Annotated in this window: 24 protein-coding genes and 1 tRNA gene; 18 read left to right on the top strand and 7 right to left on the bottom strand. The window is 62.2% G+C overall.

Features of this window, described 5'->3' with window-relative positions; genetic code table 11:
- The first annotated feature begins 66 nt into the window (after positions 1–66).
- Complete coding sequence (locus SB822_RS09440; protein ID WP_318224688.1) at positions 67–1,461, top strand: ethanolamine ammonia-lyase subunit EutB; 1,395 nt, start codon at positions 67–69, stop codon at positions 1,459–1,461.
- Complete coding sequence (gene eutC / locus SB822_RS09435) at positions 1,458–2,249, top strand: ethanolamine ammonia-lyase subunit EutC (RefSeq protein WP_410854531.1); 792 nt, start codon at positions 1,458–1,460, stop codon at positions 2,247–2,249. Before SB822_RS09440 ends, eutC begins: the two co-directional genes overlap by 4 nt.
- 47 nt (positions 2,250–2,296) lie before the next feature.
- On the opposite strand, the gene SB822_RS09430 is transcribed toward eutC, so the two are convergent.
- Positions 2,297–2,692: a DUF779 domain-containing protein gene (locus SB822_RS09430; RefSeq protein ID WP_410854530.1), complete on the bottom strand. Its 396-nt coding sequence runs from the start codon at positions 2,690–2,692 to the stop codon at positions 2,297–2,299.
- Between the two features lie 80 nt (positions 2,693–2,772).
- On the bottom strand, positions 2,773–4,293 hold the full coding sequence (gene adh, locus SB822_RS09425) for an aldehyde dehydrogenase (protein WP_410854529.1): 1,521 nt from the start codon (positions 4,291–4,293) through the stop codon (positions 2,773–2,775).
- 356 nt (positions 4,294–4,649) lie between these two features.
- On the opposite strand from adh, the gene SB822_RS09420 reads away from it, so the two are divergent.
- The 10 genes from SB822_RS09420 (at position 4,650) to SB822_RS09375 (ending at position 13,675) form a co-directional block, all read left to right on the top strand.
- A complete protein-coding gene (locus SB822_RS09420; RefSeq protein ID WP_410854528.1) occupies positions 4,650–5,672 on the top strand; it encodes a helix-turn-helix domain-containing protein in 1,023 nt (340 codons plus the stop codon).
- Between the two features lie 437 nt (positions 5,673–6,109).
- Positions 6,110–6,295 (top strand): hypothetical protein, encoded by a 186-nt coding sequence (locus tag SB822_RS09415; RefSeq protein ID WP_007581925.1) that lies wholly within the window; start codon positions 6,110–6,112, stop codon positions 6,293–6,295.
- 18 nt (positions 6,296–6,313) lie between these two features.
- Complete coding sequence (gene dbpA, locus SB822_RS09410; protein WP_007743252.1) at positions 6,314–7,705, top strand: ATP-dependent RNA helicase DbpA; 1,392 nt, start codon at positions 6,314–6,316, stop codon at positions 7,703–7,705.
- A 304-nt stretch (positions 7,706–8,009) separates the two neighbouring features.
- The gene (locus SB822_RS09405) at positions 8,010–9,164 is read left to right on the top strand and encodes a pyridoxal phosphate-dependent aminotransferase (RefSeq protein WP_007581927.1); all 1,155 of its coding nucleotides are present in this window, start codon (positions 8,010–8,012) and stop codon (positions 9,162–9,164) included.
- 10 nt (positions 9,165–9,174) lie between these two features.
- A complete protein-coding gene (locus SB822_RS09400) occupies positions 9,175–10,017 on the top strand; it encodes a carbon-nitrogen hydrolase family protein (RefSeq protein WP_410854527.1) in 843 nt (280 codons plus the stop codon).
- Positions 10,018–10,049: 32 nt separating this feature from the next.
- Positions 10,050–10,841: an ABC transporter substrate-binding protein gene (locus tag SB822_RS09395; RefSeq protein ID WP_007581931.1), complete on the top strand. Its 792-nt coding sequence runs from the start codon at positions 10,050–10,052 to the stop codon at positions 10,839–10,841.
- A gap of 161 nt (positions 10,842–11,002) precedes the next feature.
- A complete protein-coding gene (locus tag SB822_RS09390) occupies positions 11,003–11,740 on the top strand; it encodes an anti-sigma factor family protein (RefSeq protein WP_410854526.1) in 738 nt (245 codons plus the stop codon).
- 144 nt (positions 11,741–11,884) lie between these two features.
- On the top strand, positions 11,885–12,403 hold the full coding sequence (locus tag SB822_RS09385) for an RNA polymerase sigma factor (protein WP_007581935.1): 519 nt from the start codon (positions 11,885–11,887) through the stop codon (positions 12,401–12,403).
- Positions 12,400–13,233: an anti-sigma factor family protein gene (locus tag SB822_RS09380; RefSeq protein WP_410854525.1), complete on the top strand. Its 834-nt coding sequence runs from the start codon at positions 12,400–12,402 to the stop codon at positions 13,231–13,233. The genes SB822_RS09385 and SB822_RS09380 overlap by 4 nt, the downstream gene beginning before the upstream one ends.
- A 172-nt stretch (positions 13,234–13,405) precedes the next feature.
- Positions 13,406–13,675: a DUF4148 domain-containing protein gene (locus tag SB822_RS09375; protein ID WP_007581939.1), complete on the top strand. Its 270-nt coding sequence runs from the start codon at positions 13,406–13,408 to the stop codon at positions 13,673–13,675.
- Positions 13,676–13,745: 70 nt separating this feature from the next.
- On the opposite strand, the gene SB822_RS09370 is transcribed toward SB822_RS09375, so the two are convergent.
- Positions 13,746–13,821: transfer RNA gene (locus SB822_RS09370), tRNA-Lys, on the bottom strand.
- A gap of 212 nt (positions 13,822–14,033) precedes the next feature.
- Between SB822_RS09370 and SB822_RS09365 the strand changes: the two genes are divergently transcribed.
- Positions 14,034–14,438 (top strand): PaaI family thioesterase, encoded by a 405-nt coding sequence (locus SB822_RS09365; RefSeq protein WP_007581942.1) that lies wholly within the window; start codon positions 14,034–14,036, stop codon positions 14,436–14,438.
- Positions 14,439–14,491: 53 nt separating this feature from the next.
- Positions 14,492–15,358, top strand: a complete 867-nt coding sequence (locus SB822_RS09360) for a patatin-like phospholipase family protein (RefSeq protein ID WP_410854524.1) — start codon at positions 14,492–14,494, stop codon at positions 15,356–15,358.
- Positions 15,359–15,407: 49 nt separating this feature from the next.
- Here SB822_RS09360 and SB822_RS09355 read toward each other — a convergent pair whose 3' ends face one another.
- Complete coding sequence (locus tag SB822_RS09355) at positions 15,408–16,421, bottom strand: D-2-hydroxyacid dehydrogenase family protein (protein WP_180729307.1); 1,014 nt, start codon at positions 16,419–16,421, stop codon at positions 15,408–15,410.
- 351 nt (positions 16,422–16,772) lie between these two features.
- On the opposite strand from SB822_RS09355, the gene SB822_RS09350 reads away from it, so the two are divergent.
- A complete protein-coding gene (locus tag SB822_RS09350; RefSeq protein ID WP_410854523.1) occupies positions 16,773–18,629 on the top strand; it encodes a phosphoenolpyruvate carboxykinase (GTP) in 1,857 nt (618 codons plus the stop codon).
- 332 nt (positions 18,630–18,961) lie between these two features.
- Complete coding sequence (locus SB822_RS09345) at positions 18,962–20,053, top strand: LysR family transcriptional regulator (protein ID WP_007581949.1); 1,092 nt, start codon at positions 18,962–18,964, stop codon at positions 20,051–20,053.
- Between the two features lie 146 nt (positions 20,054–20,199).
- Here SB822_RS09345 and SB822_RS09340 read toward each other — a convergent pair whose 3' ends face one another.
- From SB822_RS09340 to dprA, 3 genes are all read right to left on the bottom strand, one after another.
- Positions 20,200–22,857, bottom strand: coding sequence for a DNA topoisomerase III (locus tag SB822_RS09340; RefSeq protein ID WP_410854522.1), 2,658 nt, complete (start codon positions 22,855–22,857; stop codon positions 20,200–20,202).
- A gap of 304 nt (positions 22,858–23,161) precedes the next feature.
- On the bottom strand, positions 23,162–23,539 hold the full coding sequence (locus SB822_RS09335; RefSeq protein ID WP_007733542.1) for a thioredoxin family protein: 378 nt from the start codon (positions 23,537–23,539) through the stop codon (positions 23,162–23,164).
- 54 nt (positions 23,540–23,593) lie between these two features.
- Complete coding sequence (gene dprA / locus SB822_RS09330; protein ID WP_410854521.1) at positions 23,594–24,772, bottom strand: DNA-processing protein DprA; 1,179 nt, start codon at positions 24,770–24,772, stop codon at positions 23,594–23,596.
- A 256-nt stretch (positions 24,773–25,028) separates the two neighbouring features.
- Here dprA and def point away from each other — a divergent pair, with 256 nt between their 5' ends.
- On the top strand, positions 25,029–25,532 hold the full coding sequence (gene def / locus SB822_RS09325; RefSeq protein ID WP_007581957.1) for a peptide deformylase: 504 nt from the start codon (positions 25,029–25,031) through the stop codon (positions 25,530–25,532).
- A 31-nt stretch (positions 25,533–25,563) separates the two neighbouring features.
- Entirely contained in the window at positions 25,564–26,547 is a 984-nt protein-coding gene (fmt, locus tag SB822_RS09320) for a methionyl-tRNA formyltransferase (protein WP_079483932.1), read from the top strand.
- Positions 26,548–26,622: the final 75 nt, after the last annotated feature.

Raw genomic sequence — 26,622 nt, 5'->3', positions numbered from 1 at the left:
ACGCTGTAGAAGCACTGGCGTACCTGCAACAAGCCGCGCAGTAGCTGCGGCGATGGAGTACACGACATGAGCTACACGGAGACAATCGGCAGCCGCACGTACCGTTTTGCCGATCTGAAGACGCTAATGGCGAAGGCGAGCCCGCTGCGTTCCGGCGACCAGCTCGCCGGTATCGCGGCGGCCAGCGAGGAGGAGCGCGTCGCCGCGAAGATGGCGCTCGCGGACGTGCCGCTGCGCACGTTCCTCAACGAAGCGCTGGTTCCTTACGAGAGCGACGAAGTCACGCGCCTCGTCGTCGATACGCATTCGCCCGAAGCGTTCGCCGAGATTTCGCATCTGACGGTGGGCGAGTTTCGCAACTGGCTGCTCTCGAGTTCGACGGATACGGCCGCGCTCACGCGCATCACGAAAGGGCTCACGCCCGAGATGGTTGCGGCCGTGTCGAAGCTGATGCGCAATCAGGATCTGATCCTCGCGGCGCGCAAGCGGCCCGTCGTCACGCGCTTTCGCAACACGGTCGGCTTGCCGGGTCACATGTCGGTGCGTCTGCAGCCGAATCATCCGACGGATGACGTGAAGGGCATCGCTGCATCGATGATCGACGGCTTGATGTACGGTTGCGGCGATGCGATGGTCGGCATCAACCCCGCGTCCGACAGTCTTTCGGCGATCACGAAGTTGCTCATGATGATCGACGACTTCCGCACGCGCTATCAGGTGCCGACGCAATCATGCGTGCTCACGCACGTCACCAACACGATTGCGGCGATAGAAAAGGGTGCACCCGTCGATCTCGTGTTCCAGTCGATCGCAGGCACCGAGAAAGCGAATGCGGGTTTCGGTATCTCGCTTGCGCTGTTGCAGGAAGCGTATGAAGCGGCGTTGTCGCTCGAGCGCGGCACGGTCGGCAACAACGTGATGTACTTCGAGACCGGGCAGGGCAGTGCGCTCTCGGCGGACGCGCATCATGGCGTCGATCAGCAGACCTGCGAGGTGCGCGCGTACGCCGTCGCGCGTCAGTTCAATCCGTTTCTGGTGAATACCGTAGTCGGATTTATCGGCCCCGAATATCTGTACGACGGCAAGCAGATCACGCGCGCGGGCCTCGAAGATCACTTCTGCGGCAAGCTGCTCGGCGTGCCGATGGGCTGCGACATCTGCTACACGAATCACGCGGAAGCCGATCAGGACGACATGGACAATCTGCTGACGCTGCTTGGCGTGGCGGGCATCAACTTCATCATGGGCATTCCCGGCGCGGATGACGTGATGCTGAACTACCAGAGCACGTCGTTCCATGACGCGCTGTATGTGCGCGACGTGCTCGGCTTGCGTCGCGCGCCCGAGTTCGAAGAATGGCTGGAGTCGATGCAGATCACCGATCCGCGCGGTGCGCTGCTCAATGCGCCGACGCGTCAGCCGTTGCTCGAAGGCGCGAGCGAATGGATGGGCATCGCATGAGCGATTCGATCGAAAAGAATGCGTGGCAGGCGCTGCGTGCGTTCACGAATGCGCGCATCGCATTGGGCCGCGCGGGCAACAGTCTGCCGACCGCGCCGTTGCTCGCGTTCAATCTCTCGCATGCGCAGGCGCGCGATGCCGTGCATCATCCGCTCGATGCTGATGTCTTGCATGAACAATTGCGCGCGCACGGCTTTGTGTCGCTCGACGTGCATAGCGCCGCGCCGGATCGCGCGCATTATTTGCGTCGACCTGATATGGGGCGACGCCTGTCCGATGAGAGCCGCGACGCGCTAAGCCAGGCGGCGACCAATGATACGCCCGATGTTGTATTCGTCATCGCCGATGGACTATCTGCATTCGCCGCGTCGAAACAATCGATTCCGTTCCTGCAAGCGATCACGAAGCGTCTCACCGACTGGAAGATCGGACCTGTCGTGGTCGCGCGTCAATCGCGTGTCGCGTTGGGCGATGAGATCGGCGAGTTGTTGAAGACGAAGCTCGTCGTGATGTTGATCGGCGAAAGGCCGGGGCTGAGTTCGCCGGATAGCCTCGGCATCTATCTGACGTACGCGCCGAAAGTGGGGTGCAGCGACGCGCAGCGCAATTGCATTTCAAATGTGCGGCCGGAAGGACTCGATTACGAAGCCGCGGCGCACAAGCTGCACTATCTGCTGACGCATGCGCGTCGTCTGGGGTTGACGGGCGTCGGCTTGAAGGACGACAGCGACGCGCTGCTTCACGCTGAAGAAGCTGCGTCCGCTATTCCTGACGCCTCGAAGAAATAGAAAAGTGCCCAGACGCACGCAGCGTTTGGGCACTCGAAACATCGACATCAAACAGCGTCGGCTTTGCTCACCGGATGCTTTTCGAGCCACGCATTCTCTACATCGTCGAACAGGCGCGAGCGCGTCAGGAACCGCAGACCCGTAGGCCGCTCCAGTGAAAACATGCCGCCGTTGCCCGGCACGGCATCGATGATCAACTGCGTGTGCTGCCAGTACTCGAATTGCGATTCGCTCATATAGAACGGCACGCCTGCAATCTCGCCGAGCCTCACATCCGATCCGCCGACCATGAATTCATTCGACGGAAAGCACATCGGCGCGCTGCCGTCGCAACATCCGCCCGACTGATGAAAAATAATCGGGCCGTGCTCGGCGCTCAACTGCTGAATCAGCTTGACCGCCGCATCCGTTGCCACGACACGCGCAACGCCTTCTTCGCTCATCGCGCTTCCTCTTTTGGCTTGATCCGCGGGGAAAAAAGGGCGAACCGCATCGCGCGATCCGCCCAACAGGAGCACTACGCTCAGAAGAAGCCCAACGGTTTGTCGCTATAGCTGACCAGCAGATTCTTCGTTTGCTGGTAGTGATCGAGCATCATCTTGTGATTCTCGCGTCCGATACCCGACTGCTTGTAGCCGCCGAACGCCGCATGCGCCGGGTACGCGTGGTAGCAATTCGTCCACACGCGGCCCGCCTGGATCTCGCGGCCGAAGCGATAGGCGCGCGTGCCGTCGCGCGTCCAGACGCCGGCGCCGAGGCCATACAGCGTGTCATTGGCGATCTCCAGCGCTTCTTCTTCGTTCTTGAACGTCGTGACGGAAACGACCGGTCCGAAGATTTCTTCCTGGAAGATGCGCATCTTGTTGTGACCGCGGAACACGGTCGGCTTCACGTAATAGCCCTTCGAGAGTTCGCCGTCGAGCTTGTTCTGCTCGCCGCCGATCAGGCATTGCGCGCCTTCCTGCTTGCCGAGATCGATGTACGACAGGATCTTTTCCAGTTGCTCCCGCGAAGCCTGTGCGCCGATCATCGTCTTCGAGTCGAGCGGGTGTCCCTGCTGGATGGCGGCGACGCGCTTCACCGCGCGCTCCATGAAGCGGTCGTAAATCGATTCTTCGACCAGCACGCGCGACGGGCAGGTGCAGACTTCGCCCTGATTCAGCGCGAACATCGCGAAGCCTTCGAGCGCCTTGTCGAAGAAGCTGTCGTCCTTGTCGAGCACGTCGGCGAAGAAGATGTTCGGGCTCTTGCCGCCGAGCTCCAGCGTCACGGGAATGATGTTCTGGCTCGCGTACTGCATGATCAGGCGGCCTGTCGTCGTTTCGCCTGTGAAGGCAATCTTCGCGATGCGCTTGTTCGACGCGAGCGGCTTGCCCGCTTCGAGACCGAAACCATTGACGACGTTCAGCACGCCAGCCGGCAGCAGATCCTGAATCAGTTCGAGCAGCACGAGGATGGAAGCGGGCGTCTGTTCAGCGGGCTTCAGCACGACGCAATTGCCTGCCGCGAGCGCGGGCGCGAGCTTCCATGTCGCCATCAGGATCGGGAAGTTCCACGGAATGATCTGACCGACCACGCCGAGCGGCTCATGAAAGTGATACGCGACCGTGTCGTGATCGATCTCCGAAATGCCGCCTTCCTGCGCGCGCACGGTGCCCGCGAAATAGCGGAAGTGATCGATTGCGAGGGGAATGTCGGCTGCCATCGTTTCGCGCAGCGGCTTGCCGTTGTCGATCGTCTCCGCGACGGCGAGGCGCTGCAGGTTTGCCTCCATGCGGTCGGCGATCTTGTTGAGGATGTTGGCGCGCTCGGTGGTCGATGTCTTGCCCCAGGCCGCCTTCGCGCGATGCGCGGCGTCCAGCGCGAGTTCGATGTCGGCTTCGCGCGAACGCGGAATCGACGTGAACGGTTCGCCCGTAATCGGCGAGATGTTGTCGAAGTACTCGCCGCCAACCGGCTTGACCCATTCTCCGCCGATGAAATTCGCGTACTCCTTCTTGAACGGGAACTCGGTTGTCAGAAACTTCATCTCTGCGTGATTCATCTGTGTGCTCCTCACATGATCGGACGTCGATGTATTCGATTGGATATATCACCCGGCTTGGCGCTATTCCGCTGCCGCGTGTGCTTATCGCCAGAAGCGTGCCAACGTGCGTGCGAGCTTGGACAATGCCGGTGCACGCAGCACTGTCGCGAGGCACGTCGTTTTTTGAGCGGGGGTGAGCATCTGGATGACGTTGCATCCATGAGCAGTTCGAAACGCGAGTGTTCACCGAATGAACAGGGCGGCGTGCTACACCGGCGCACTGTGTGGTGATCCGATCGGCATGGGACTTGCGTCGCTTTGCGCTCGTTAGTTCAATGTCACATGCAGGTGCATGTTCATCATCGACGCCCCATATGACGACCGATCTTTCTTCTCCGCTGCCGCGAGCGACTGCCTGTCGATTCGAAACGAGCGTCGCACACGACGCCGATGAGCAGGCGCGCAATCTTCACGGCTGGACGCAGACCTACGACCAGCTCACGGCGGGCAGCTTCGTCGGGAGGCTGACGGGCCTGCACCTCGACGACATGCACGTGTTCTGCGAGACGACCAGCCAGACGCTGCGGCAGACGTGCGAAGTGCCGCCTGACGCCTGCTGGTTCGGCATTCCCGCCGACGATCAGCCTGTCGGCCGCATCGGCCCGCAACCGATCGGCGGCGACTCGCTCGCCTTTCAGCGCGGCGGCGTCGAGTTCGAACTGCTGACGCCCGGCGGCTACGCGATCTTCGGCGTGGTCGTGCGCGGCGAGGTGCTGCATCGGCATGCGGAATTCGTCGAGCACGCCGATCTGATCGGCCGGGCCGCGATCGGCCAGGCTGCGCACGCAGGCATCATTCCCATCGATACGCGAAGCAAGGCGCGCTTCTGCGCGCTCCTCGCCGGCATGCTCGACGACGCGGCCAACGCCGCGCTGTCGGATCGCGCGCGGCACAATCTGCAAGCGTCGGTGCTTTCTTCGCTGTTCGATCTGTGCGCGACGGCGTCGCTTGAACCCGTCGCGATCCCCGCGCGTCCGCGCAGGCAGTGGATCGTGTCCGAGGCGCGCGATTACGTGCTCGCGAATCGCGACCGTCCCATCGGCGTGCCGGAACTGTGCGAGCATCTGCACGTCAGCCGCCGCACCCTGCAATACTGCTTTCAGGACGTGCTGGGCCTTGCGCCCGCGAGCTATCTGCGCGCGATCCGCCTGAACGGCGCGCGCCGTGACCTGTGCGGCGCGGCGCCCGGCGAGCGCACAGTGCAGGACGTCGCGGCTGCGTGGGGCTTCTGGCATTTGAGCCAGTTCGCCACCGACTATCGCAAGCTTTTCGGCGTGCGTCCCTCTGAAACGCTGAAAACCGTCCACTCTCCGGCCAGCGCGCTGCTGGCTCACTAACGCCTCATTGGCTGGCCGCTGTTGCGCATCCGCTAGAATTGCGGCATGCGCGGCCCCGTCTCGCCGCCCGACCCACCATCCTCATCGACGAAACGACACGCGCACCGGCCTGTCTGAAGGTGTCCACAGCGACCTGTGGATAACCGGAAGGACAGCGGGGCGGAACTCGTGTGGAATCGATGTGGACGTAAACGGGGTAACTCGACGCTCGCGCACGAGCGGAAAAAGTTGTTCGTCGAACGTCATCCGGTACGCACACCAACCACATGTGGTTATGCGTCCGGCAAAACGCTGATTCGTTTCGGTAAACCTGTGTTATCCACAGAAAAGCAGTTCGCTTGTTAACTGTTACTACGTATACATACAGGTAAACCTATTATCAAGAGGCCTTCGCGCGCACGCAGACGTCGCGCGGATGACTCAAGCTGGAGATCACCGTGTTTACTTGCATCAACCAGAGCTGCGGCGCGCAGTGGGAACTGTCCGACGTCGTCATCAAGAACGAAGGGCAAGGTTTGCTGTTTCGCTGCCCGATGTGCGGCGCGCGCAACTATGTCGAACGATTCGATGCCGACGACGGCACGATCGTCTACGAGCAGATCGAAGGTCGCCCGTACAACTAAGCCCACATCGACATCGACATGACAAACAAGGCTCGTCCTTTTAGCGAACTGCCGCTTTCCGAAGCGGTGCTCGCGAATCTCACGCAACTCGGCTACGTCGAGATGACGCCCATTCAGGCCGCCAGCTTGCCGATCGCGCTTGCCGGCCAGGATCTGATCGCGCAGGCGAAAACGGGCAGCGGCAAGACCGCCGCGTTTTCGCTCGCATTGCTGGCGCGGCTCGACGCGCGCAGCTACGCGGTGCAAGCGATGGTGCTGTGCCCGACGCGCGAACTCGCCGATCAGGTGACGCAGGAAATCCGGCGCCTCGCGCGCGCCGAAGAGAACATCAAGGTGCTAACGCTGTGCGGCGGCACGCCGATGCGTCCGCAAACCGCCAGTCTCGAGCATGGCGCGCATATCGTCGTCGGCACGCCGGGGCGCATCATGGACCATCTGGAGCGCGGCAGCCTGTCGCTCGACGCGCTCAACACGCTAGTGCTCGACGAAGCGGACCGCATGCTCGACATGGGCTTCTTCGACGATATCGCGAAGGTCGCGCGTCAATGTCCGAAAGAGCGGCAGACGCTGCTGTTCTCGGCGACGTATCCCGAGGGCATCGCGAAGCTGAGCCAGCAATTCTTGCGCAACCCGAAGGACGTCAAGCTCGAAGAACGGCACGACGACAGCAAGATCCGCCAGCGCTTCTACGAAGTGACGGAAGACGAGCGTCTGCATGCCGTCGGTCTGTTGCTGAATCACTACCGTCCCGTGAGCACGATCGCGTTCTGCAACACGAAGAACCAGTGCCGCGATCTGCTCGACGTCTTGCGCGCACAAGGTTTCCACGCGCTCGCACTGCATGGCGAGCTCGATCAGCGTGAGCGCGATCAGGTGCTGATCCAGTTTGCGAATCGCAGCTGCTCCGTGCTCGTCGCAACCGATGTCGCCGCGCGCGGCCTCGACATCGCGCAGCTCGAAGCTGTGATCAACGTCGACGTGACGCCGGACCCGGAAGTACACGTGCACCGGATCGGCCGCACGGGTCGCGCGGATCAGGAGGGCTGGGCGCTGAGCCTCGCGAGCATGAACGAGATGGGACGCGTGGGCGGTGTCGAAGAGGCGCAAGGGCGCGATGTCGAATGGCATCCGCTGGCCGAGCTGAAGGCGGCGAGCAACGAGCCGCTGCTGCCGCCCATGGAGACGCTGCAGATTCTCGGCGGCCGCAAGGAAAAGATCCGTCCCGGCGATGTGCTGGGCGCGCTGACGGGCGAAGCCGGTTTCAACGGTACGCAGATCGGCAAGATCAATGTGACGGAGTTTTCGACTTATGTCGCCGTCGAGCGCGGCATCGCCCGTGATGCGTTGCGCAAACTCAGTGCGGGCAAGGTTAAAGGCAAGAAGGTGAAAGTGCGTTTGATGGACGAGTGAGCCTTGCCTTCGCCTTTTGCGAGTAAAACGTCAGACGAATAAGCGGAAGACGAAGGCATCACTCCTTTTCATGGCGGCGGGATTGCCTCGCCGTCATTTGCATGCCGCATTGCCGCAGAAGGGCACGCACGTTTGTGCCAATCTTCAAGTCGCCTCCGATCGCCGCGTGCATGAGCGAAACGCATACCGCGCATGACAAAGTTTCGATTGTTCTCGTGCACGCGTTGTTGCCTAATCGTTCAAACTGAACGGGACCGACGCGTGATGCGTGGCCCGCCGATTTGCAGCGAGGAGGAGGAATCTCATGCAGAGCGCTTTGCAAGCCCGCTCGAAGTTGCCGGACGTCGGCACGACGATTTTCACGGTGATCGGTCAACTGGCCGCCGAACACAATGCGCTGAACCTGTCACAGGGCGCGCCGAATTTTTCGCCCGACGAAGCGCTCGTCGATGGCGTGACCAAAGCCATGCGCGCCGGTCACAACCAGTACGCGCCGATGGCGGGCATCGGCGCATTGCGCGCGGCGCTCGCCGCGAAGGTCGAAACGCTGTATGGCGTGCACTACGATCCGTCGACGGAAGTGACCGTGATCGCCAGTGCCAGCGAAGGCCTGTATTCGACGATCAGCGCGCTCGTACATCCCGGCGACGAAGTGATCTACTTCGAGCCGTCGTTCGACAGCTATGCGCCCATCGTGCGCCTGCAAGGCGCGACGCCCATTCCGATCAAGCTGTCTTCCACGGATTTCCGCGTGAACTGGGACGAAGTGTCCGCGGCGATCACGCCGAAAACGCGGATGATCATCGTCAACACGCCGCACAATCCGACCGCGACGATTTTCAGCGATGCCGATATCGAGCGCCTGAAGGCCGTCACGCGCAACACGGATATCGTGATTCTTTCCGACGAAGTGTATGAGCACGTCGTGTTCGACGGCGCGAAGCACCACAGCATGGCGTGTCATCGCGAGCTGGCGGAACGCAGCGTGATCGTGTCGTCGTTCGGCAAGTCGTATCACGTGACGGGCTGGCGCGTCGGTTATTGCCTCGCGCCCGCCGCGCTGATGGACGAGATCCGCAAGGTCCATCAGTTCATGGTGTTTTCCGCCGATACGCCGATGCAGTACGCGTTCGTCGAAGCGCTGTCGAATCCGCAAAGCTACCTGGGCCTGTCCGCGTTCTATCAGCACAAGCGCGATCTGCTGGCGCGCGAGCTGAGCGAGTCGCGCTTCGAGCTGTTGCCGAGCGAGGGCAGCTTCTTCATGCTCGCGCGTTTTCGCGGCTTCTCGGATGAAAGCGACAGCGACTTCGTGCTGCGCCTGATCCGCGATGCGAAGGTTGCGACCATTCCGCTGTCCGCGTTCTATACGGACGGCACGGATTCCGGCCTGATTCGCCTGAGCTTTTCGAAGGACGACGAGACGCTGATCGAAGGCGCGCGCCGTTTGCGTTCAATCTGAGGGACACGCAATGATGCAGGAATCGATCAAGGCAGCCGTGGTGCAGATGAGCAGCAGCGCGGACGTCCAGCAGAATCTCGGCGAAGCGCGTCGCTGGGTGCATCAGGCCGCGCGCGACGGCGCCACGCTCATCTGCCTGCCCGAATACTTTTGCTGGATCGGCGACGACGAAATGCAGCGCGTGGCCCTTGCCGAAGCATTCGGCGACGGTCCGATCCAACAGGCGCTTTCCGAACTCGCGCGCGAGACGGGCGCGTGGCTGATCGGCGGCACGGTGCCGATCCGGCCGTCGCATGGGCCGCAGGCCGGCACGCATGCGTACAACACGTCGCTTGTGTTCGATCCGTCGGGACAAAGCGCGGCGCGCTACGACAAGATCCATCTGTTCAGCTTCAATCAGGGCACGGAGCAGCACGCGGAAGGCGACACGATGGTCGGCGGCGACAGCATCGGCACGGTGCAGGGTCCGTTCGGCACGCTGCGTCTTTCGGTGTGCTACGACTTGCGCTTTCCCGAACTGTATCGCGCGGGACCCAGCGCTGATGTGATTGCCGTGCCCGCCGCTTTCACGTACACCACAGGCCTCGCGCATTGGGAACTGCTATTGCGCGCGCGAGCCGTCGAGAACCAGGCTTTCGTGCTCGCGTCCGGCCAGTGCGGCACGCATTCGAACGGCTGGCGGACTTTTGGCCACAGTATGATCATCGGGCCGTGGGGCGAAGTGCTCGCGCGGCATGACGACGAACCCGGCATCGCGCTCGCGACGCTGACACAAAGCGCGCTCGATGAAGCGCGCAACCGCCTGCCGGTGCTCACGCACCGGCGCATCGCCACGCCGTCTGACGTGCGTTGAACCGCATTGAACATAAGGGGAAGGAGATCGATATGAAGCTAGTGAAGAATCTGCTGATGCTGGCGTGCGCGTTCGCATCGGTGGCGACGGCGTCGGCGATGGCTGCCGATGCGACGTCGCTGCGCTATGGCCTCGAGGCGCAATATCCGCCGTTTGAGTCGAAGGGCTCGAATGGCGAGTTGCAGGGCTTCGATATCGATGTCGGCAATGCGGTCTGCAAGACGGCGAACCTGAAATGCAGCTGGGTCGAAACGTCGTTCGACGGTTTGATCCCCGCGCTGCAGGGCCGCAAGTTCGACGCGATCAACTCGGCGATGAACGCGACGGAAAAGCGCCGTCAGGCAATCGACTTCACCAACGTGATCTACCGCGTGCCGACGCAACTGATCGCGCGCAAGGACAGCGGGCTGCAACCGACGCCCGAGTCTCTCAAAGGCAAACGCGTCGGCGTGTTGCAGGCGTCGATCCAGGAAACGTATGCGAAGGCGCATTGGGAAAGCGCTGGCGTCACCGTCGTGCCGTATCAGGATCAGAATCAGGTCTATGCGGATCTCGTCGCTGGTCGACTCGATGCGACGCTAGTGCTCGCGCCGGCGGGTCAGACGGGCTTCCTGTCGCGTCCTGACGGCAAGGACTTCGCGTTCGTCGGTCAGGCGGTGCGCGACGACAAGATTCTCGGCAGCGGCGTGGCGTTCGGCATTCGCAAGGGTGACACGGCGCTGCGCAATCAGTTGAACGCGGCCATCTCCAAGGTGCAGGCGGACGGCACGGTCAAGACGCTCGCGGAGAAATACTTCGGCAATATCGACGTTTCGGCCAAGTAAGCACCTTCGCTGCATCGCGCAACGCGCCGCATGACTCACGTCATGCGGCGCGTTTCTTTTTGCCTAACGTCTGACGAATGAATCGTCGAAAGCGGATGGAATAAAGGCTGCAACGATCCTGTTAGCGCAACAAGAGCCCGATATTTGCACGATCGACGACCATGTCCCCCACCCATCCACCGTCCGACAAGCCGCTTACCGAAGCGGACATGCAGGCATTCGCCGACGGCAATCTGCCGCCGGATCGGGCGGCGCGCGTGCGGAAATATCTCGGCGCGCGACCCGGCGAGGCCGAACGGATCGCGTTCTATCGGCAGTTGAACATGCAGATGCGCAGCGCATTTGAAGGCGCGTTTCCGCAACCCGTTCAGGCGCCAGGTGGTGATCGAAAGCGGACGGTCCAGATCCCGTCGGCGATGCGCAGGTTCTTTGTGCGGCGCATCGGCGTCGCGCTGCTCGGCATGGTGCTGGTGGTTCTGTCCGCGAGCGGCTGGTTTTTTGCGTCGCGTGTGTCGCCGGAGATGCTCGACGCCGCGGCCGTCATGGCGCTGATGCGCGATTCGGGGCAGCGAACCGGCGCTGCGCCCGAGGCTGCACTTTTCGATCCGCACTCGGTCGATCTGGCGCCTTTAGGGCTAAAGCTGGTTGCGACAAAGACGCGTCATCCGAACGCGGTTGCGAGCGTCGATATACTCGATTACCGCAATGCCGACGGTGAAGCTGTCGTGCTGCTTTCGAGCGCAGCGCCATTCGCGACCGACCAGCCGCACTGGGCGGCGCAGCGCATCGGCGAGGTGCGGCTACTGTCGTGGACGGTGAAAGGCCGCCGCTACGTGCTCGCCGGAAAGGCAACGACACACGGTCTGATGCGCGCCGCTGACGCGCTGACGACCCGCTAACAAATGCACGGCTTGTCGATTCGAACGTGCTTTTGCAGTTTCCGCGAAACAAGCGGAATAAAATGCAGCAGGTTGTGTTCTCTGCTTCAAGAGGCGACGCGCGCGGCGGAATGCGCGCCAAGCGATATTTGATGGGTAGAGCAAATGGACATCCGTAACGAGTTGATGGACCACGTGCCGCGATTGCGCCGCTATGCACGCGCGCTGATCAGCAATCGCGATCTCGCGGACGATCTCGTGCAGGACACGCTCGAACGCGCGCTCACGCGCACGAAGATGTTCGAGGCGGGAACCGATCTGCGCGCATGGCTTTTCACGATCATGCACAACGTGTTCGTCAATCAGGTGCGCAAGTCGTCGTCGCGTGCTGTTCACGTTTCGGTAGACGACGAGAGCATTGTCGAAAGCGAATTTGCGGTCTCGGGCGAGCAGACGCGTTCGCTCGAAGTGCGCGATCTCGACTACGCGTTGCAGCGTCTGCCCGCGGATCAGCGCGAAGTCGTCTTGCTGGTTGGGCTAGAGGAAATGAGTTACGCCGAAGTTGCGATTGCACTCGACATCCCCGTCGGTACCGTGATGTCGAGGCTCTCGCGTGGACGCGAGCGCTTGCGCGCATTGATGGCGGGCGCACAGCCCGGCGCGAAACTGAAGGTGGTGCGATGAGCGATCAACAGACTCCCATCAGCGAAGAAGAGATTCATGCGTACGTGGACGGCACGCTGTCCGACGAGCGCCGTGAAGAGGTAGAGCGCGCGATCGAACTGAATCCCGCGCTGGCGGCGCGCGTGAGCGATTACTTTTCGCTGAACAACATGTTCCATGAGCGCTATGACCGCGTGCTGAACGAGCCTGTGCCTGCGCGTCTGCGTATGCCGGAGAAGCGTCGCTGGCTCAGCGCGGCGAACTGGCCGCAGTTTGCGGGCATGGCGGCGGCGCTGGTGCTGGGCATCGGCATTGGTGTCGGCACGAACATGGGCAAGGATGTGGCTGCGCCGTGGGCGAGTGCGCCGTCGGCAACGTCGAATACGCGGCCCGTGAGTGCGGATGCTTCGGAAGTGTTCGCGCAGAAGGCGGCGTTGGCGCACGTCGTGTACATGCCTACCGTTAGTCGTCCCGCGCAGATCGGCGAGGATCATGAGCAGGATTTCGTGCAGTACCTCGCGAACAAGCTTGGTACCGAAGTGCATCCGCCGATGCTCACGAAAAGCGGATTCGAGCTCGCGGGCGGCCGAATATTGCCCGGCGACGACGGGCCCGTTGCGCAGTTCATGTATCACAACGCGAACGGCGAGCGCGTGACGCTTTGTATTTCTCATCGAAAGGTGAATGCGAATACGACGGCGTTCAAGCTTTATCAGGAAGGGCCGGTGAATGTTTTTTATTGGGTCGATGGCGATTTTGGCTATGCGGTGTCGGGTGGTATCGATCGCAAGGTGATGTTGCAGATTGCGCACGATGTGTATGCGCAGTTGACTGGGGCGACGCCGGGTTGATGTTGGTGATGCTTTTGACGTTGAGCGGCTGCATCTTCGGGTGTGGCCGCTTTTGTTTTTTTCCTAGATAGTTAGATATCCATATTTATTTTTTAGTGTGGCGAGTGGGAATAGATTGCAGCGTCGCGTGGTTCGTCATTGTGCGTACCGCACGTTTTCAAAGGAGTTGGAAATGAAGATGCTCGCATTGCTGGCTGTCGCCGTCGCTGCACTTGGTTCGACGAATGTCTTCGCGCAAGGCAAGACGCGCGCAGAGGTGTATCAGGAATTGATCGAGGCGCAGCAGAATGGATTGAACTTCGTCACGGATGCTTCGTATCCCGACGTCAGCCCGGCGTTTCAAGGCACGGTCGAATATCTGAAGAAGCAGGCCCTTGCTAAAGCGGAAAGGGCGAACAAGATGGCCAAGGCGGCTTCGGATGCGGCCGTGCCGGGGAATTGAAGTTGTTGGGCGCGCGGCGGGGAAAACAAAAAGGCCGGTCAGCTTTCGCTTGACCGGCCTTCCTAATTCTTGGTGGGGCGTGAGTGACTCGAACACTCGACCTACGGATTAAGAGTCCGCTGCTCTACCAACTGAGCTAACGCCCCCAACAGAAGCGAAATTATGCAGGAGTTTTTCTTGCTTGGCAAGTGCATCTCGCAAATTTCTTAAAAAAAGATCTCGCGGCAGGCCCTGCCAAGAAGGACGGGACCGCCAGCATCCACCGAAAGCACTATCGAAGCGCACGGGCGTTCGTCCCGGTATCATGTCGCGACACCATGCCGTGCAGCCTTCCGCGCGGCCCCAACGGGAAATCATGATGGACGAAACCGAAGTCCGGGAATTGCTCGACCGTGTGCTCGCGCCGTGGGTGCGCGCGCTGTCGCTCACGCCCATCAAGGTCGACGATGAAAGCGCGACGCTGCGCTTGCCGTTTTCCGGCGAACTGAGGCACAGCGGCGGCGTGATCTGCGGCCAGGTCTTCATGGCAGCCGCCGATACGGCGATGGTTGTCGCGATTTCAGCGGCGCTCGGCGGGTTCAAACCGATGACCACCGTTTCGCTGAACATCAGCTTCATGCGCGCCGTTCGCAAAGGCGACGTGGTTATCACGGCGCGCGTGCTGCGCATGGGCCGCAATCTCGTGTTCGGCGAAGTCGAGCTGACCGACGACGACGGCAAGATGGCCGTCCACGCCACCACCACTTACGCGCTGCTCAACTGAGCGCGCCTGTCGACAGCGCGAACCGGCGCCGCGGCAATCGAAGGAAGCAACGGATGTTCGATCAGGTCGTATTCGCTGGCGGCGGCAATCGCTGTTGGTGGCAAGCAGGATTCTGGGACGTGGTTCAGCCGGAACTGGCTATCAAGCCGCGCGTGATCACGGGCATTTCCGCGGGCGCGGCCACGGCCTGCATGCTCTACACGCGCGACGCCGATTGGGTGATGCGCTATTACGAGAGCGCGCTGCGCAACAACACGAAGAACGCGTACTGGGGCAATCTGCTGCGCGGCGAATCGGTGTTTCCGCACTACCGGATCTACCGGCAGGCGCTGCTCGATATCTACGGCGAAAAGTTTGCGCAACTGGCGAAGGCGCCGGAAATCCGCATCGGCGTGTCGCACGTGCCGCGCTGGCTGGGCGCGCGCAGCGCCGTCGCCGCGGGATTGATCGCCTATAACATCGAAAAATACATCCGCAAGACGCTGCATCCGACGCTCGGCCAGTCGCTCGGTTTTCATCCGGAATTCGTTCGCGCGCAGGATTGCACGAGCGTAGAAGAACTCGCGGACCTGATTCTCCAGTCGTCGTGTACGCCGCCGTTCACGCCTGTTCTGCGGCGCAATGGGCGTCCCGTGCTGGATGGGGGGATGGTCGACAATGTGCCCGTCGGCGCGCTCGATCCGTCGCCCGGCAATGTGCTGGTGATGGTGACGCGGATCTATCCGCGTCCGCAGATGTTCGTCGTGCCGCATGGCACGCAACAGAGGCTGTACGTGCAGCCGTCGCGCAAAGTGCCGATTTCGAGCTGGGACTACACGAGTCCGTCGCAGATGCAGCACGCATACAATCTCGGACGCGTGGACGGCGAGCAGTTTCTACAACGCGTGCCTGAACTGGTCGACGCCGCCGCGCACGACTGAAACGCGTACTTAAAGGCGCTGCGGCCCGCGCGGGGCCGCATGCATTCACTTACCGACGGCGTCCGCCCTGCAGCGCTTCCGGATTCGCGACGCTCGACGTATCGCCCTGATCGAACGCGAGAATGTTCTTGAACGCCGCGCTGAAATAAAGCTCGTAGCTTTCCTTCTCGACGTAGCCGATGTGCGGCGAGCAAATCACGTTTTCCATTCGCAGCAGGCTGTAGCCCTGCAGGATCGGCTCGCTTTCGTAGACGTCGATCGCGACCATGCCCGGACGGTTGTGCGACAGCGCGCCAATCAACGCATTCTCTTCGAGCAGCTCGGCGCGGCTCGTGTTGACGAAGAGCGCGGTCGGCTTCATGCGCATCAGATCGTCCTGCTTGACGATGCCGCGCGTGTCGTCGTGCATGCGCAGATGCAGCGACAACACGTCGCTCTGCTCGAACAGCGCCTCGCGGCTTTCCGCGACCTGATAGCCGTCGGCGAGCGCCGCTTCGCGGGTGTGATCGCGGCCCCAGATCAACACGTTCATCCCGAACGCCTTGCCGTAACCCGCCACCAGCCGGCCGATCTTGCCATAGCCCCAGATGCCGAGCGTCTGTCCGCGCAGCACCTGGCCGAGACCGAAGTTCGGTGGCAGCGCCGAGGTTTTCAGACCGGACTGTTGCCAGGCACCTTGCTTAAGGTTTGCCACGTATTGCGGAATGCGCCGTTGCGCGGCCATGATTAGGGCCCACGTCAGTTCGGCGGGTGCGATCGGCGAGCCGACGCCTTCGAGCACGGCAATGCCGCGCTCGGTACAGGCGGCGATGTCGATATGGCTTCCTGCACGGCCTGTCTGGCTGATCATGCGCAGATGCGGCAGCTTGTCGAGCAGTTGCGAGCTGATGCGGGTGCGTTCGCGAATCAGGACCAGCGCGTCGACTTCCGACAGGCGGCTGGCGAGCTGGCCCAGACCGCGAACGGTGTTGTTAAAGACCTTGACCTCGTGGTCGGCGAGCATTTGGAAACAGTCGAGCTTGCGGACGGCGTCTTGATAATCGTCAAGGATGGCAATCTTCATGGCGTATATGTTTTGCGACGCACCATGCGGGTGCGGAACGGAAAGTCTTATTCGGGTGTCCCATCATGTGACCTGGACCACATGATGCTTATTGTGAATGCCTTACCGTGCAAGGAGCCGCTATGACGGAGCCACGACGGCGAGGCAAGTTCCCTCGTTTTTAACAGTTTGTTGCATGTCCGCGCAAGCCGCTTTACAGACGGTTTCAACGTGTCGGCGACAGGCTGGAAGGCCCTTACGACTGCTGGATCGCGCGCACCTTAAAACACTTCGCGCCGATTATCGCCTCTCGCATGCAGCGTCGCTGGGCTAGGACCGTTTTTCTTTTTCTACCAAAACGGAGACAGCTCGATGAATCATCCCGCATTTGCAGGCCATTCGACCCTCGAAGCGCCTGCCTGGGTCAAACATCAAAAACTGATCGAGTGGGTGCAGCGCGTGGCCGCGCTGGCAAAACCAGAGCGGATCGTCTGGTGCGATGGTTCGCAGGAGGAATACGACCGTCTGAGTGCGCAGATGGTCGCAGCGGGCACCCTCAAGAAGCTCAACGTGGCCAAACGGCCCAATTCGTATCTCGCGTGGTCCGATCCGTCCGATGTCGCGCGTGTCGAGGATCGCACGTTCATCTGCTCCCAACATCGCGAGGACGCCGGCCCGACCAACAACTGGATCGCGCCCGCTGAGATGCGCGCGACGCTCGACGGTCTCTTCGATGGCGCAATGCGCGGCCGCACGATGTACGTCGTGCCGTTCTCGATGGGCCCGCTCGGTTCGCCGATCGCGCATATCGGCGTCGAGCTGAGCGATAGCCCGTACGTCGTCACGAACATGCGGATCATGACGCGCATGGGCCGCAAGGTGTACGACGTGCTCGGCGAGGACGGCGAATTCGTGCCGTGCGTGCATTCCGTTGGCGCGCCGCTCGCGGCGGGCCAGAAAGACGTCGCGTGGCCGTGCAATGACACGAAGTACATCGTCCATTTCCCCGAATCGCGCGAAATCTGGAGCTACGGCTCGGGCTACGGCGGCAACGCGCTGCTCGGCAAGAAGTGTTTCGCGTTGCGCATCGCATCGACGATGGGCCGCGACGAAGGCTGGCTCGCCGAGCACATGCTGGTGCTCGGCGTTACGTCGCCGGAAGGCAAGAAGCATCACGTCGCGGCCGCGTTCCCGTCGGCGTGCGGCAAGACCAACTTCGCGATGCTGATCCCGCCGCAAGGCATGAACGGCTGGAAGATCACGACGATCGGCGACGACATCGCGTGGATCAAGCCAGGCAAGGACGGGCGTCTCTACGCGATCAACCCGGAGGCTGGCTATTTCGGCGTGGCACCGGGCACGAGCGAAAAGACCAACTTCAACGCGATGGCGACGCTGAAGGAAAACGTGATCTTCACGAACGTCGCGTTAACTGACGACGGCGATGTCTGGTGGGAAGGCATGACGGACGAGCCGCCCGCGCATCTGATCGACTGGCAGGGCAAGGACTGGACGCCCGCAATCGCGAAGGAAACGGGGCGCAAGGCCGCGCACCCGAACGCGCGCTTCACGGCGCCCGCTTCGCAATGTCCGTCGATCGACGCCGATTGGGAGAATCCGGCTGGCGTGCCGATCGACGCGTTCGTCTTTGGCGGTCGCCGCTCGACGACCGTGCCGCTGGTAACGGAAGCGCGCGACTGGGTCGAGGGCGTCTACATGGCCGCAACAATGGGCTCGGAAACGACGGCCGCCGCAGCCGGCCAGCAGGGCGTCGTGCGGCGCGATCCATTCGCGATGCTGCCGTTCTGCGGCTACAACATGAGCGACTACTTCGGCCACTGGCTAAAGACGGGCGCGAAACTGGAGCAGATGAGCGCGCGCACGCCGAACATTTTCTGCGTCAACTGGTTCCGCAAGGGCGACGACGGCAAGTTCGTGTGGCCGGGTTTCGGTGAAAACATGCGCGTGTTGCGCTGGATGATCGGCCGGGTCGAAGGCAAGGCGCAGGGCCAGGAACACGCATTTGGCGTCTCGCCGCGCTATGAAGATATCGACTGGAGCGGGCTCGACTTCACCCGCGAGCAGTTCGAGCAGGTGATTTCCGTCGATGATGCCGCGTGGCGCAAGGAACTCGCATTGCACAGCGAATTGTTCGACACGCTGAAACAGGGCCTGCCTGCCGCACTGCAAGATACGCGGAACGCGCTGGAGAAGAAGCTGGCCACGTGATGTCGTGAGCGTTCACTAACGAACGACGAAGCCGCCTCCGGGCGGCTTTTTCGTCATTTCGGCCATTTTGGCGTCACCTTTCGACCCCATTTCTACCACCGACGCGTCGCTTTCGCTGTTCGAGCTACCGACGCGATTCCGACGCGATGCAGCAAATTGTTTCAACAATGGGAACAATAGGCCATGTGCTATTCCGTCCCTTAAGATATTGACTCAAATTTTCATAAAATTTCTGCTTTCTTAGGCAACTTCTGCAGGATTTCCCTAGTCGTAGGAAAATCCCAAATGTGCTTCCTGTTCGCGGGGGAGCGGTAATACGGCAGGAGTTGTCCATGGATCATTTGCAGTCGATGCGAGTTTTCGTCAAAGTGGCGGATCTCGGAAGTTTCGCCCGCGCGGCTAGCGCGATGGATATTTCAAACGCAGTCGCCACCCGTCATGTTGCCGATCTGGAAGGTCGCCTCGGTACCCGACTGCTCAACCGCACCACACGTAGTCTCTCGCTGACTGAATCCGGTCAGGTTTATCTGGAACGCGCCCGCCAGATTCTCGACGAGCTCGAAGACGTCGAGCAGATGGTCGTCGCGCGCAATCACGAGCCCGTTGGCACGCTACGCATCGTCGCGCCCGTCGTGTTCGGTCTGCATAACCTTGCGCCCGTGCTTCAGACTTACGCTGAGCGCTATCCGAAGGTGATTCCCGATGTGACGCTGGTCGACCGGCAGGTCGATCTCGTCGAAGAAGGATTTGACGTCGGTGTCGTGATCGCGCGGCATATGCGCAGCGCGAGCATCGTCACGCGGCGGCTCACGACGGGCTGTATGACCGTCTGCGCGACTCCTGCGTATCTGGAGAAGCACGGCACGCCGACGCGGCCTGAGCAGCTTCTGGAGCATCCTTGCCTGTCGCTGCCGTCCGAATACTGGGGCGACGAGCGCGTGTTCACCGGCCCGGACGGCGAAGTGCGCGTGCGTCCGACGAACGTGATCGTCGCGAACAATACGGAAATGCTGCGTCAGTTCGCGTTGCTCGGCATGGGCATCGCGATCCTGCCGAGCTATCTGATCGGGCGCGACACGACGCGCGGCAAGCTGGTGCGGCTCCTGAGCGACTACCGTCTGCCGCAGGTCGAGATCAACATCGCGTACCCGAGCCGGCGGCATTTGCCCGCAAAGGTCCGCACGTTTATCGATCACCTCGTCGAGCATTTCAACCAGACGCCGAACAGCAAGCTTGGCGAACAATGGGTGAAGGACGGCGTGGAGCGCGCGCCGTCGATGCTCGAATCGACGGCCGTGTCGATGCCGCCGGAAGCGTTCGACGGCGCCGAGCCTCTGTCGAGCCTGCTGGATGGCGAGATCCCGGCCAAGCCGGCGACGCGCACGCTGAACCGGTCACGCGGCATCGTTTCGCCGACGCATTGAGGCGCACTCGGCGTCGTTCCGGATAGACGATAAAAAAAGCGCAGTCACCGTCAAAGGTGACTGCGCTTTTTGCTGCGCGCTTGCTCTCGCTCGCGTGCGCTGTGGGTAGGCGCGTCAGGCGGCGACGCGCCGTCGGACAACAGGCTTTAAGAGCCCGTCTTGCGCGCCGCGGTTTTCGCCGCCGTCGTCTTGGTAGCGGCCTTCTTTGCAGGCGCTTTCTTGGCAGCAGCCGTCTTCGCTGCAACCTTCTTCGCCGGTGCTTCGTTCGCTGCCTCGTCGTTTGCCGATTCGGGCGCCGCCTTGGCCGCAGACTTCGCGGCCGTCTTCTTCGCTGCGCCTTCCTTCGGTTCCTTCTTTTCGAACTCGAAGCCGATCTTGCCGTCGCTCTGCTTGACGAGGAATGCCTTGAAGTTGCGGCCCGTGCGCGACGACTTGAAGTTCGTCAGCAGGTCGGTGCGCCCATTCTCCAGCAGCTTCGCCATCTGCTCGCGCGCGATTTCCTGCTGCAGGATCACCTTGCCCGAACGGAAGTCGCACGTCTTCGGATTCGCGACCGAGTTCTCGCAGACATAGCTCATGCCGTGCTCGAACACCTTGCCGCCGCACTTCGGACATGCGCCGACCGGCGTTTGCTCGGAGAAGTCCGGCGCCTCGCCGTCTTCGCCGCCCTGATCCTGGCCGAAGTCGAACTCGAGCTTATAGTTCTTCGTCTCGTCGTCGAACGAAAGCTTGAGGATCGCCGAAAACGGACGGCCCATCTTGCTGCGGAAACCGGAAAGCGGACCGATTTGCTTCTTCTGCATAAGCTCTTCGACTTCCTCGATTTCGAACTGCCGGCCGCCCGGAATCTTCGAGATCGAGAACTCGCACTTCGTGCAGGCGAAGCGCCGGTAGTTTTCCTTCACCTGGCCGCCGCAATTGGGGCAGGGCGTTTGCAGCGTCGCGTAGTCACCGGGAATCGTGTCGGAGTCGTACTCCTTCGCGCGCTTCACGATGGTCTGCGTCATGCGGGCGATTTCCTGCATGAACGCGTCGCGCTGCAGCTTGCCGCGCTCCATCTGCGACAGCTTGTATTCCCATTCGCCCGTCAGTTCCGGCGCGGTCAGTTCCTTCACGTCGAGGCCGCGCAGCAGCGTCATCAGCTGGAAAGCCTTCGCGGTCGGAATCAGTTCGCGGCCTTCGCGGACCAGATACTTTTCACCCAGCAGACCTTCGATGATGGCCGCGCGCGTTGCCGGCGTGCCCAGACCCTTTGCGGCCATTGCCTCGCGCAGTTCGTCGTCTTCGACGAGCTTGCCCGCGCCTTCCATCGCCGACAGCAGCGTTGCTTCGTTGTAGCGTGCGGGCGGTTTCGTCACGAGTTGCTGCGCGGCGATCTTGTCCGTCTTGACCTTCTCGCCCTTCTGAACGGGGACGAGATTCGCGTCCTCGCCGGCCGTCTCGCGGCCATAGATCTGCAGCCAGCCCGGCTCGACGAGCACCTTGCCTTCGGTCTTGAAATGATGGCCGACGACTTCCGTAATACGCGTGGTCACGCGGAACTCGGCAGCCGGGAAGAACACCGCGAGGAAGCGCTTGACGACGAGGTCGTACAGCTTCTGCTCGGGCTCGGAGAGCGCCTTTGGCGCCTGCAGCGTCGGGATGATGGCGAAGTGATCAGTGATCTTCGAATTGTCGAAGATGCGCTTGTTCGGCTTCACCCAGCCCTTGTCGAGCACCTGCTTCGCATACGGCAGATAGTTGTTGCTCTCCTTGAGCATCTCCAAGGTGTGCGCGACCGTCTCCAGGTAGTCTTCCGGCAGCGCGCGCGCGTCGGTACGGGGATAGGTCAGCACCTTGTGCTTTTCGTACAGCGCCTGGGCGAGCCCGAGCGTGTTCTTGGCCGAAAAGCCGAAACGTCCGTTGGCTTCGCGCTGCAGACTGGTGAGGTCGAAGAGCGCCGGCGACAGTTGCGTCGACGGCTTCGACTCTTCCGTCACGATGCCCGTCTGGCCGCGGCAGGCGGCGACGATCGTTTCGGCAGCGGGCAGGCTCCAGAGACGCGAATCGCGCTTTTCCGGATCGAACTCGTCCTTCTTGAACTTCGGGTCGTACCAGCGGCCTTCATAGAAGCCCGCCGCGCAGACGAATTCCGCCTTCACTTCCCAATAGTCGCGCGGCACGAAGCGGCGAATCTTTTCTTCGCGCTCGACGACGATCGACAGCGTCGGTGTCTGCACGCGGCCGACGGTGGTCAGGAAAAAGCCGCCGCCCTTGCTGTTGAACGCGGTCATCGCGCGCGTGCCGTTGATGCCGACCAGCCAGTCCGCTTCCGAACGGCAGCGCGCAGCGTCCGCGAGTGGCTGCATGTCGTTGTCGCTGCGCAGTTGCGCGAAGCCGTCGCGGATCGCGGCGGGCGTCATCGACTGCAGCCACAGGCGCTGCACCGGCTGCTTCGCTTTTGCGTGCTGCGCGATCAGGCGGAAAATGAGTTCACCCTCGCGCCCCGCGTCACATGCGTTGATCAGGCGATCGACGTCTTTGCGCTTGATCAGCCTGTTCAGGACCTTCAGCCGCGACTCGCTTTTCGCGATTGGATGCAGATCGAAATGCGGCGGAATAACGGGGAGATTGGCGAAACTCCATTTTCCCCGTTTGACTTCATATTCTTCCGGCGCAGCGATCTCCACGAGATGGCCAACCGCCGACGAAAGGACGAAATCGTCGTTTTCGAAGTACTCGTCATGCTTGGTAAAACCGCCCAAAGCCCGTGCGATGTCGTTCGCGACGGATGGCTTTTCGGCGATGATCAGTGCTTTGGACATGACTGAAAATAAATTGGTGGGTTCGGGCTGGGACCTCGGGTTTTCCAACCCGGGTTTGGCACCCATTAACGACCGCTTTATAGCACACGCCGCCGCAACGGCAACCGGTGGGCCCAAAAAAGCGGGTCATCTTAATTGCGCCCAGATCAATTGGGCAAGCGCGTGACAGGCGCTACAGAAGGCGGTTTCGCGTCCGTCCCGAGCCGTTTTCCCGTATCGCGCAACGATTTTTGCAAATGCCGTACCGTACTCGCCCGCAAGTTTGAAAACGGGGCCGGGACAATCCCGGCGTTTCGCGGACGTTTCAGGCTTCGAGCAGAGCGGGGCGCATTTTCGGTGCGCCCTTAACGCCGGGCAGCGCGGTCAGATCGACCAGCATCCGCTCGACAATCGCCGCCTGCGGCAAGACCGTTCCAAAAAAACGGGTAGTCACGCTGTCTTCTATAAGAATTGTGGGGAAATTCTCAACGTCAAGGTCGTCGAAACGGTCGGCGTGAGTCTCGATATCGATCCATGCGAAGCAAATATCCGGATGCCTGTCCGCGAGCGTGTCGAACGCGGTGCGGTATTCGCGGCAGGTCCCGCACCATTCCGCACACAAACACGCAACGAAAAGCGTCTCGCTGTCATTCACGAGCTCGGCGATCCGTTTCGCGTCGGTGTCCAGGTTCAGCGCGGGCATGGCGGTTTCCTTCGGTATTGCATGGGTTATTTGGCGCGAATGTAGCACGAGGCGTCACCCGCTGCGCGCTGCGCGGACGTACCGGCCGCCGGGCAGCGCACAGAGTTCGCCCGCCAGTTCGAGCCGCAGCAGCGTGCTTTGCAGCAGCGTGTCGTCCATGTCGGTGCGTTCGGCCAGGATTTCAAGCGTGGCGGGCGCGTGGCCGAGCGCATCGAGCAGGCGTCTGGCCTCCGCCGGCACTGGCGTCCCGCTTTCTGGCAGGGTGCCGTCCTCGGCGTGAGACGGCTTCGCGACTGCCCGGAGCCGCGGCGCTTGCGCGGGCGCATGCGGCGGCGGAGCGGCAAACCCAAGCTCTTCGAGCACCTCTTCCGGCGTTTCGACGAGTTTCGCGCCCTGTTTGATCATCCGGTGGCAGCCGCGCGCGAGCGGCGCGTGGATGGAACCCGGAATCGCGAAGACGTCGCGCCCCATCTCGTTCGCGAACCGTGCCGTAATCAGCGAGCCGGAGCGCATCGCCGCCTCGACGACCAGCACGCCGCCGACGAGCCCCGCGATCAGCCGGTTACGCTGCGGAAAATTTGCGGACCGGGCGGGCGTGCCGAGCGGCCATTCCGACACGATCGCGCCGTGTGCGGCAATCTGGTGCGCCAGCGCGTGATGCGAGCCGGGGTAGACGAGATCCGCGCCCGTGCCGATGACCGCGACCGTGCTGCCACGCCCTTGAAGCGCGCCGCGATGCGCCGCGCCATCGACGCCCGACGCAAGCCCTGACACCACGGTCAATCCCGAGTCCGAAAAGGCGCGGGCGAAGCGGGTCGCGTCTTCGATACCCTGCGGCGTCGCGCTGCGGCTGCCGACTACGGCGATGCTGCGCGCGTGCATCAGTTCGACCCGTCCCTTTACATATAGCAGCGGCGGCGGATCGGGCATGGTCAGCAAAAGAGGCGGATAAGCGGGGTCGTCGAGCGTGACGAGCACGTTGCCGGGCGATTCGCGCCACGCCCGCACCGCGTCGAGCTGCGCGGGAAAGTCCGCGGGCGGCGGCGCCAGCGCGGCCCGGGCGGTGGCTTCATCGGTGACCTCTGCGAGTGCCGCGAATGTCTGCGATAACACGGCTTCGGGTAGCCCGAAGGCCGCGAGCAAGCGGCGCAGGGCGGCCGGGTTCAGACCCGGCGCCGTCGAAAGCCGCAACCAGGCGGCGAGTTCCTGGTCTGTCAAGGGAAGCGTCTGCATGGCGGGCGTCCTCGTGCACGGCAACCGGCCTTTCAGTCGCCATGCTAAAATTTTCATCATCCGAAATATTCCGAAACCACTGCTGCGCCGCGCCCGCGCGAGCCTGCGGACATGCGCTCGAACGTCGAACTGGCGTTGAATCAACACGGTTCGGCCACTATCTATCCTGTGCGTGTCGCGCCTGGCGAACAACCTGGCCGAATGGCCAATCGCGCGACCTGTTCAACCGCGGCGGCGCCCAATCAATTTCAGGACCATGGCTTTACTCAACATCCTCAACTACCCGGACAAGCGTCTGCACAAGGTCGCGAAGCCGGTCGAAAAGGTCAATGACCGTATCCGCAAGCTCGTCGCCGACATGGCCGAGACGATGTACGCCGCGCCCGGCGTAGGGCTCGCCGCGACGCAGGTGGACGTGCACGAGCGCGTGATCGTGATCGACATATCCGATGCGCACGACGAACTGCGCGCGTTCATCAACCCGGAAATCATCTGGTCGAGCGACGAGAGGAAGATTCACGAAGAAGGCTGTCTCTCCGTGCCGGGCATCTACGACAACGTCGAGCGCGCCGAGCAGGTGCGCGTGCGCGCGCTGAACGAGAAGGGCGAAACGTTCGAGCTGGATTGCGAAGGGCTGCTCGCGGTCTGCATCCAGCATGAAATGGATCACCTGATGGGCAAGGTGTTCGTCGAGTACCTGTCGCCGCTCAAGCAGACGCGCATCAAGAGCAAGATGAAAAAGCTCGCGCACGCGATGTGACGCGTTTTCCGACCGCTTCCGCTATCAGCACATGAGTCATTCGTTGCGCGTCATCTTCGCCGGCACGCCGGAATTCGCCGCTGCGGCGCTCGCCGCGATCCACGCGGCCGGCTTCCCGGTGCCGCTCGTCCTGACCCAGCCGGACCGCCCGGCGGGCCGCGGCATGAAATTGCAGGCAAGCCCGGTCAAGCGTTACGCGCAGGAGCACGGCATCGAGGTCGCGCAGCCGCCTTCGCTGCGCCGTAACGGCAAATTCCCGGCCGAAGCCACGGCCGCCATCGACCAGCTGCGCGCCACCCCGCACGATGTCATGGTGGTGGCCGCCTACGGCCTGCTGTTGCCGCAGGAAGTGCTCGACATCGCGCCGCATGGGTGCATCAACATTCACGCTTCGTTGCTGCCGCGCTGGCGCGGCGCGGCGCCGATTCACCGCGCAATCGAAGCGGGCGACGCCGAAACGGGCATCACGCTGATGCAGATGGACGCGGGCCTCGACACGGGCGCGATGATTTCCGAAGTGCGTACGCCGATCCACGACAGCGACACGACGGCGACGCTGCATGACCGTCTCGCCGAAGCGGGCGCGAAGCTGATCGTCGACGCGCTGATCGAACTGGAGCGCAGCGGCAAGCTCGCCGCGACGCCTCAGCCTGCCGACGGTGCAACGTACGCCGAGAAGATCGGCAAACACGAAGCGGCGCTCGACTGGCGGCGCCCGGCGGTCGAACTCGCCCGCCAGGTTCGCGCGTTCGACCCGTTCCCCGGCGGCGCGGCGACGCTCGACGGCACGGTGCTGAAAATCTGGTCCGCTGCGCCGATCGACGCCCCGAGCCGGGCCGAACCCGGCACGATCGTCGATGTATCGCCCGACGGGGTCGTCGTGGCATGCGGCGACGGCGCGTTGCGCATCACGCAACTGCAGAAACCCGGCGGCAAACGCCTGCCGGTGCGCGATTTCCTTGCCGGCTCGACGCTTGCCACGGGCCAGCGGTTCGACCTCGCGCAATCACAATAACGGCGCGCGTTCCGTCGCACCATCTGCCGTTCGGCCAGGGCGCGCCGCGTTCGTGCGGCGCGTTAAAATCTTCGG

The organism is Paraburkholderia sp. SIMBA_054 (assembly GCF_046534875.1).
Lineage (GTDB): Bacteria > Pseudomonadota > Gammaproteobacteria > Burkholderiales > Burkholderiaceae > Paraburkholderia > Paraburkholderia hospita.
Note: the sequence above shows the minus strand (reverse complement) of the source record. Positions and strands in the feature narration are given on the sequence as shown.

Excerpts from the sequence above, each read along its gene's own strand:
- SB822_RS09440 (WP_318224688.1), top strand. The coding sequence starts at position 67 with ATGAGCTACACGGAGACAATCGGCAGCCGCACGTACCGTTTTGCCGAT.
- eutC (WP_410854531.1), top strand. The coding sequence starts at position 1,458 with ATGAGCGATTCGATCGAAAAGAATGCGTGGCAGGCGCTGCGTGCGTTC.
- SB822_RS09430 (WP_410854530.1), bottom strand. The coding sequence starts at position 2,692 with ATGAGCGAAGAAGGCGTTGCGCGTGTCGTGGCAACGGATGCGGCGGTC.
- adh (WP_410854529.1), bottom strand. The coding sequence starts at position 4,293 with ATGAATCACGCAGAGATGAAGTTTCTGACAACCGAGTTCCCGTTCAAG.
- SB822_RS09420 (WP_410854528.1), top strand. The coding sequence starts at position 4,650 with ATGACGACCGATCTTTCTTCTCCGCTGCCGCGAGCGACTGCCTGTCGA.
- dbpA (WP_007743252.1), top strand. The coding sequence starts at position 6,314 with ATGACAAACAAGGCTCGTCCTTTTAGCGAACTGCCGCTTTCCGAAGCG.
- SB822_RS09405 (WP_007581927.1), top strand. The coding sequence starts at position 8,010 with ATGCAGAGCGCTTTGCAAGCCCGCTCGAAGTTGCCGGACGTCGGCACG.
- SB822_RS09400 (WP_410854527.1), top strand. The coding sequence starts at position 9,175 with ATGATGCAGGAATCGATCAAGGCAGCCGTGGTGCAGATGAGCAGCAGC.
- SB822_RS09395 (WP_007581931.1), top strand. The coding sequence starts at position 10,050 with ATGAAGCTAGTGAAGAATCTGCTGATGCTGGCGTGCGCGTTCGCATCG.
- SB822_RS09390 (WP_410854526.1), top strand. The coding sequence starts at position 11,003 with ATGTCCCCCACCCATCCACCGTCCGACAAGCCGCTTACCGAAGCGGAC.
- SB822_RS09385 (WP_007581935.1), top strand. The coding sequence starts at position 11,885 with ATGGACATCCGTAACGAGTTGATGGACCACGTGCCGCGATTGCGCCGC.
- SB822_RS09380 (WP_410854525.1), top strand. The coding sequence starts at position 12,400 with ATGAGCGATCAACAGACTCCCATCAGCGAAGAAGAGATTCATGCGTAC.
- SB822_RS09375 (WP_007581939.1), top strand. The coding sequence starts at position 13,406 with ATGAAGATGCTCGCATTGCTGGCTGTCGCCGTCGCTGCACTTGGTTCG.
- SB822_RS09365 (WP_007581942.1), top strand. The coding sequence starts at position 14,034 with ATGGACGAAACCGAAGTCCGGGAATTGCTCGACCGTGTGCTCGCGCCG.
- SB822_RS09360 (WP_410854524.1), top strand. The coding sequence starts at position 14,492 with ATGTTCGATCAGGTCGTATTCGCTGGCGGCGGCAATCGCTGTTGGTGG.
- SB822_RS09355 (WP_180729307.1), bottom strand. The coding sequence starts at position 16,421 with ATGAAGATTGCCATCCTTGACGATTATCAAGACGCCGTCCGCAAGCTC.
- SB822_RS09350 (WP_410854523.1), top strand. The coding sequence starts at position 16,773 with ATGAATCATCCCGCATTTGCAGGCCATTCGACCCTCGAAGCGCCTGCC.
- SB822_RS09345 (WP_007581949.1), top strand. The coding sequence starts at position 18,962 with ATGGATCATTTGCAGTCGATGCGAGTTTTCGTCAAAGTGGCGGATCTC.
- SB822_RS09340 (WP_410854522.1), bottom strand. The coding sequence starts at position 22,857 with ATGTCCAAAGCACTGATCATCGCCGAAAAGCCATCCGTCGCGAACGAC.
- SB822_RS09335 (WP_007733542.1), bottom strand. The coding sequence starts at position 23,539 with ATGCCCGCGCTGAACCTGGACACCGACGCGAAACGGATCGCCGAGCTC.
- dprA (WP_410854521.1), bottom strand. The coding sequence starts at position 24,772 with ATGCAGACGCTTCCCTTGACAGACCAGGAACTCGCCGCCTGGTTGCGG.
- def (WP_007581957.1), top strand. The coding sequence starts at position 25,029 with ATGGCTTTACTCAACATCCTCAACTACCCGGACAAGCGTCTGCACAAG.
- fmt (WP_079483932.1), top strand. The coding sequence starts at position 25,564 with ATGAGTCATTCGTTGCGCGTCATCTTCGCCGGCACGCCGGAATTCGCC.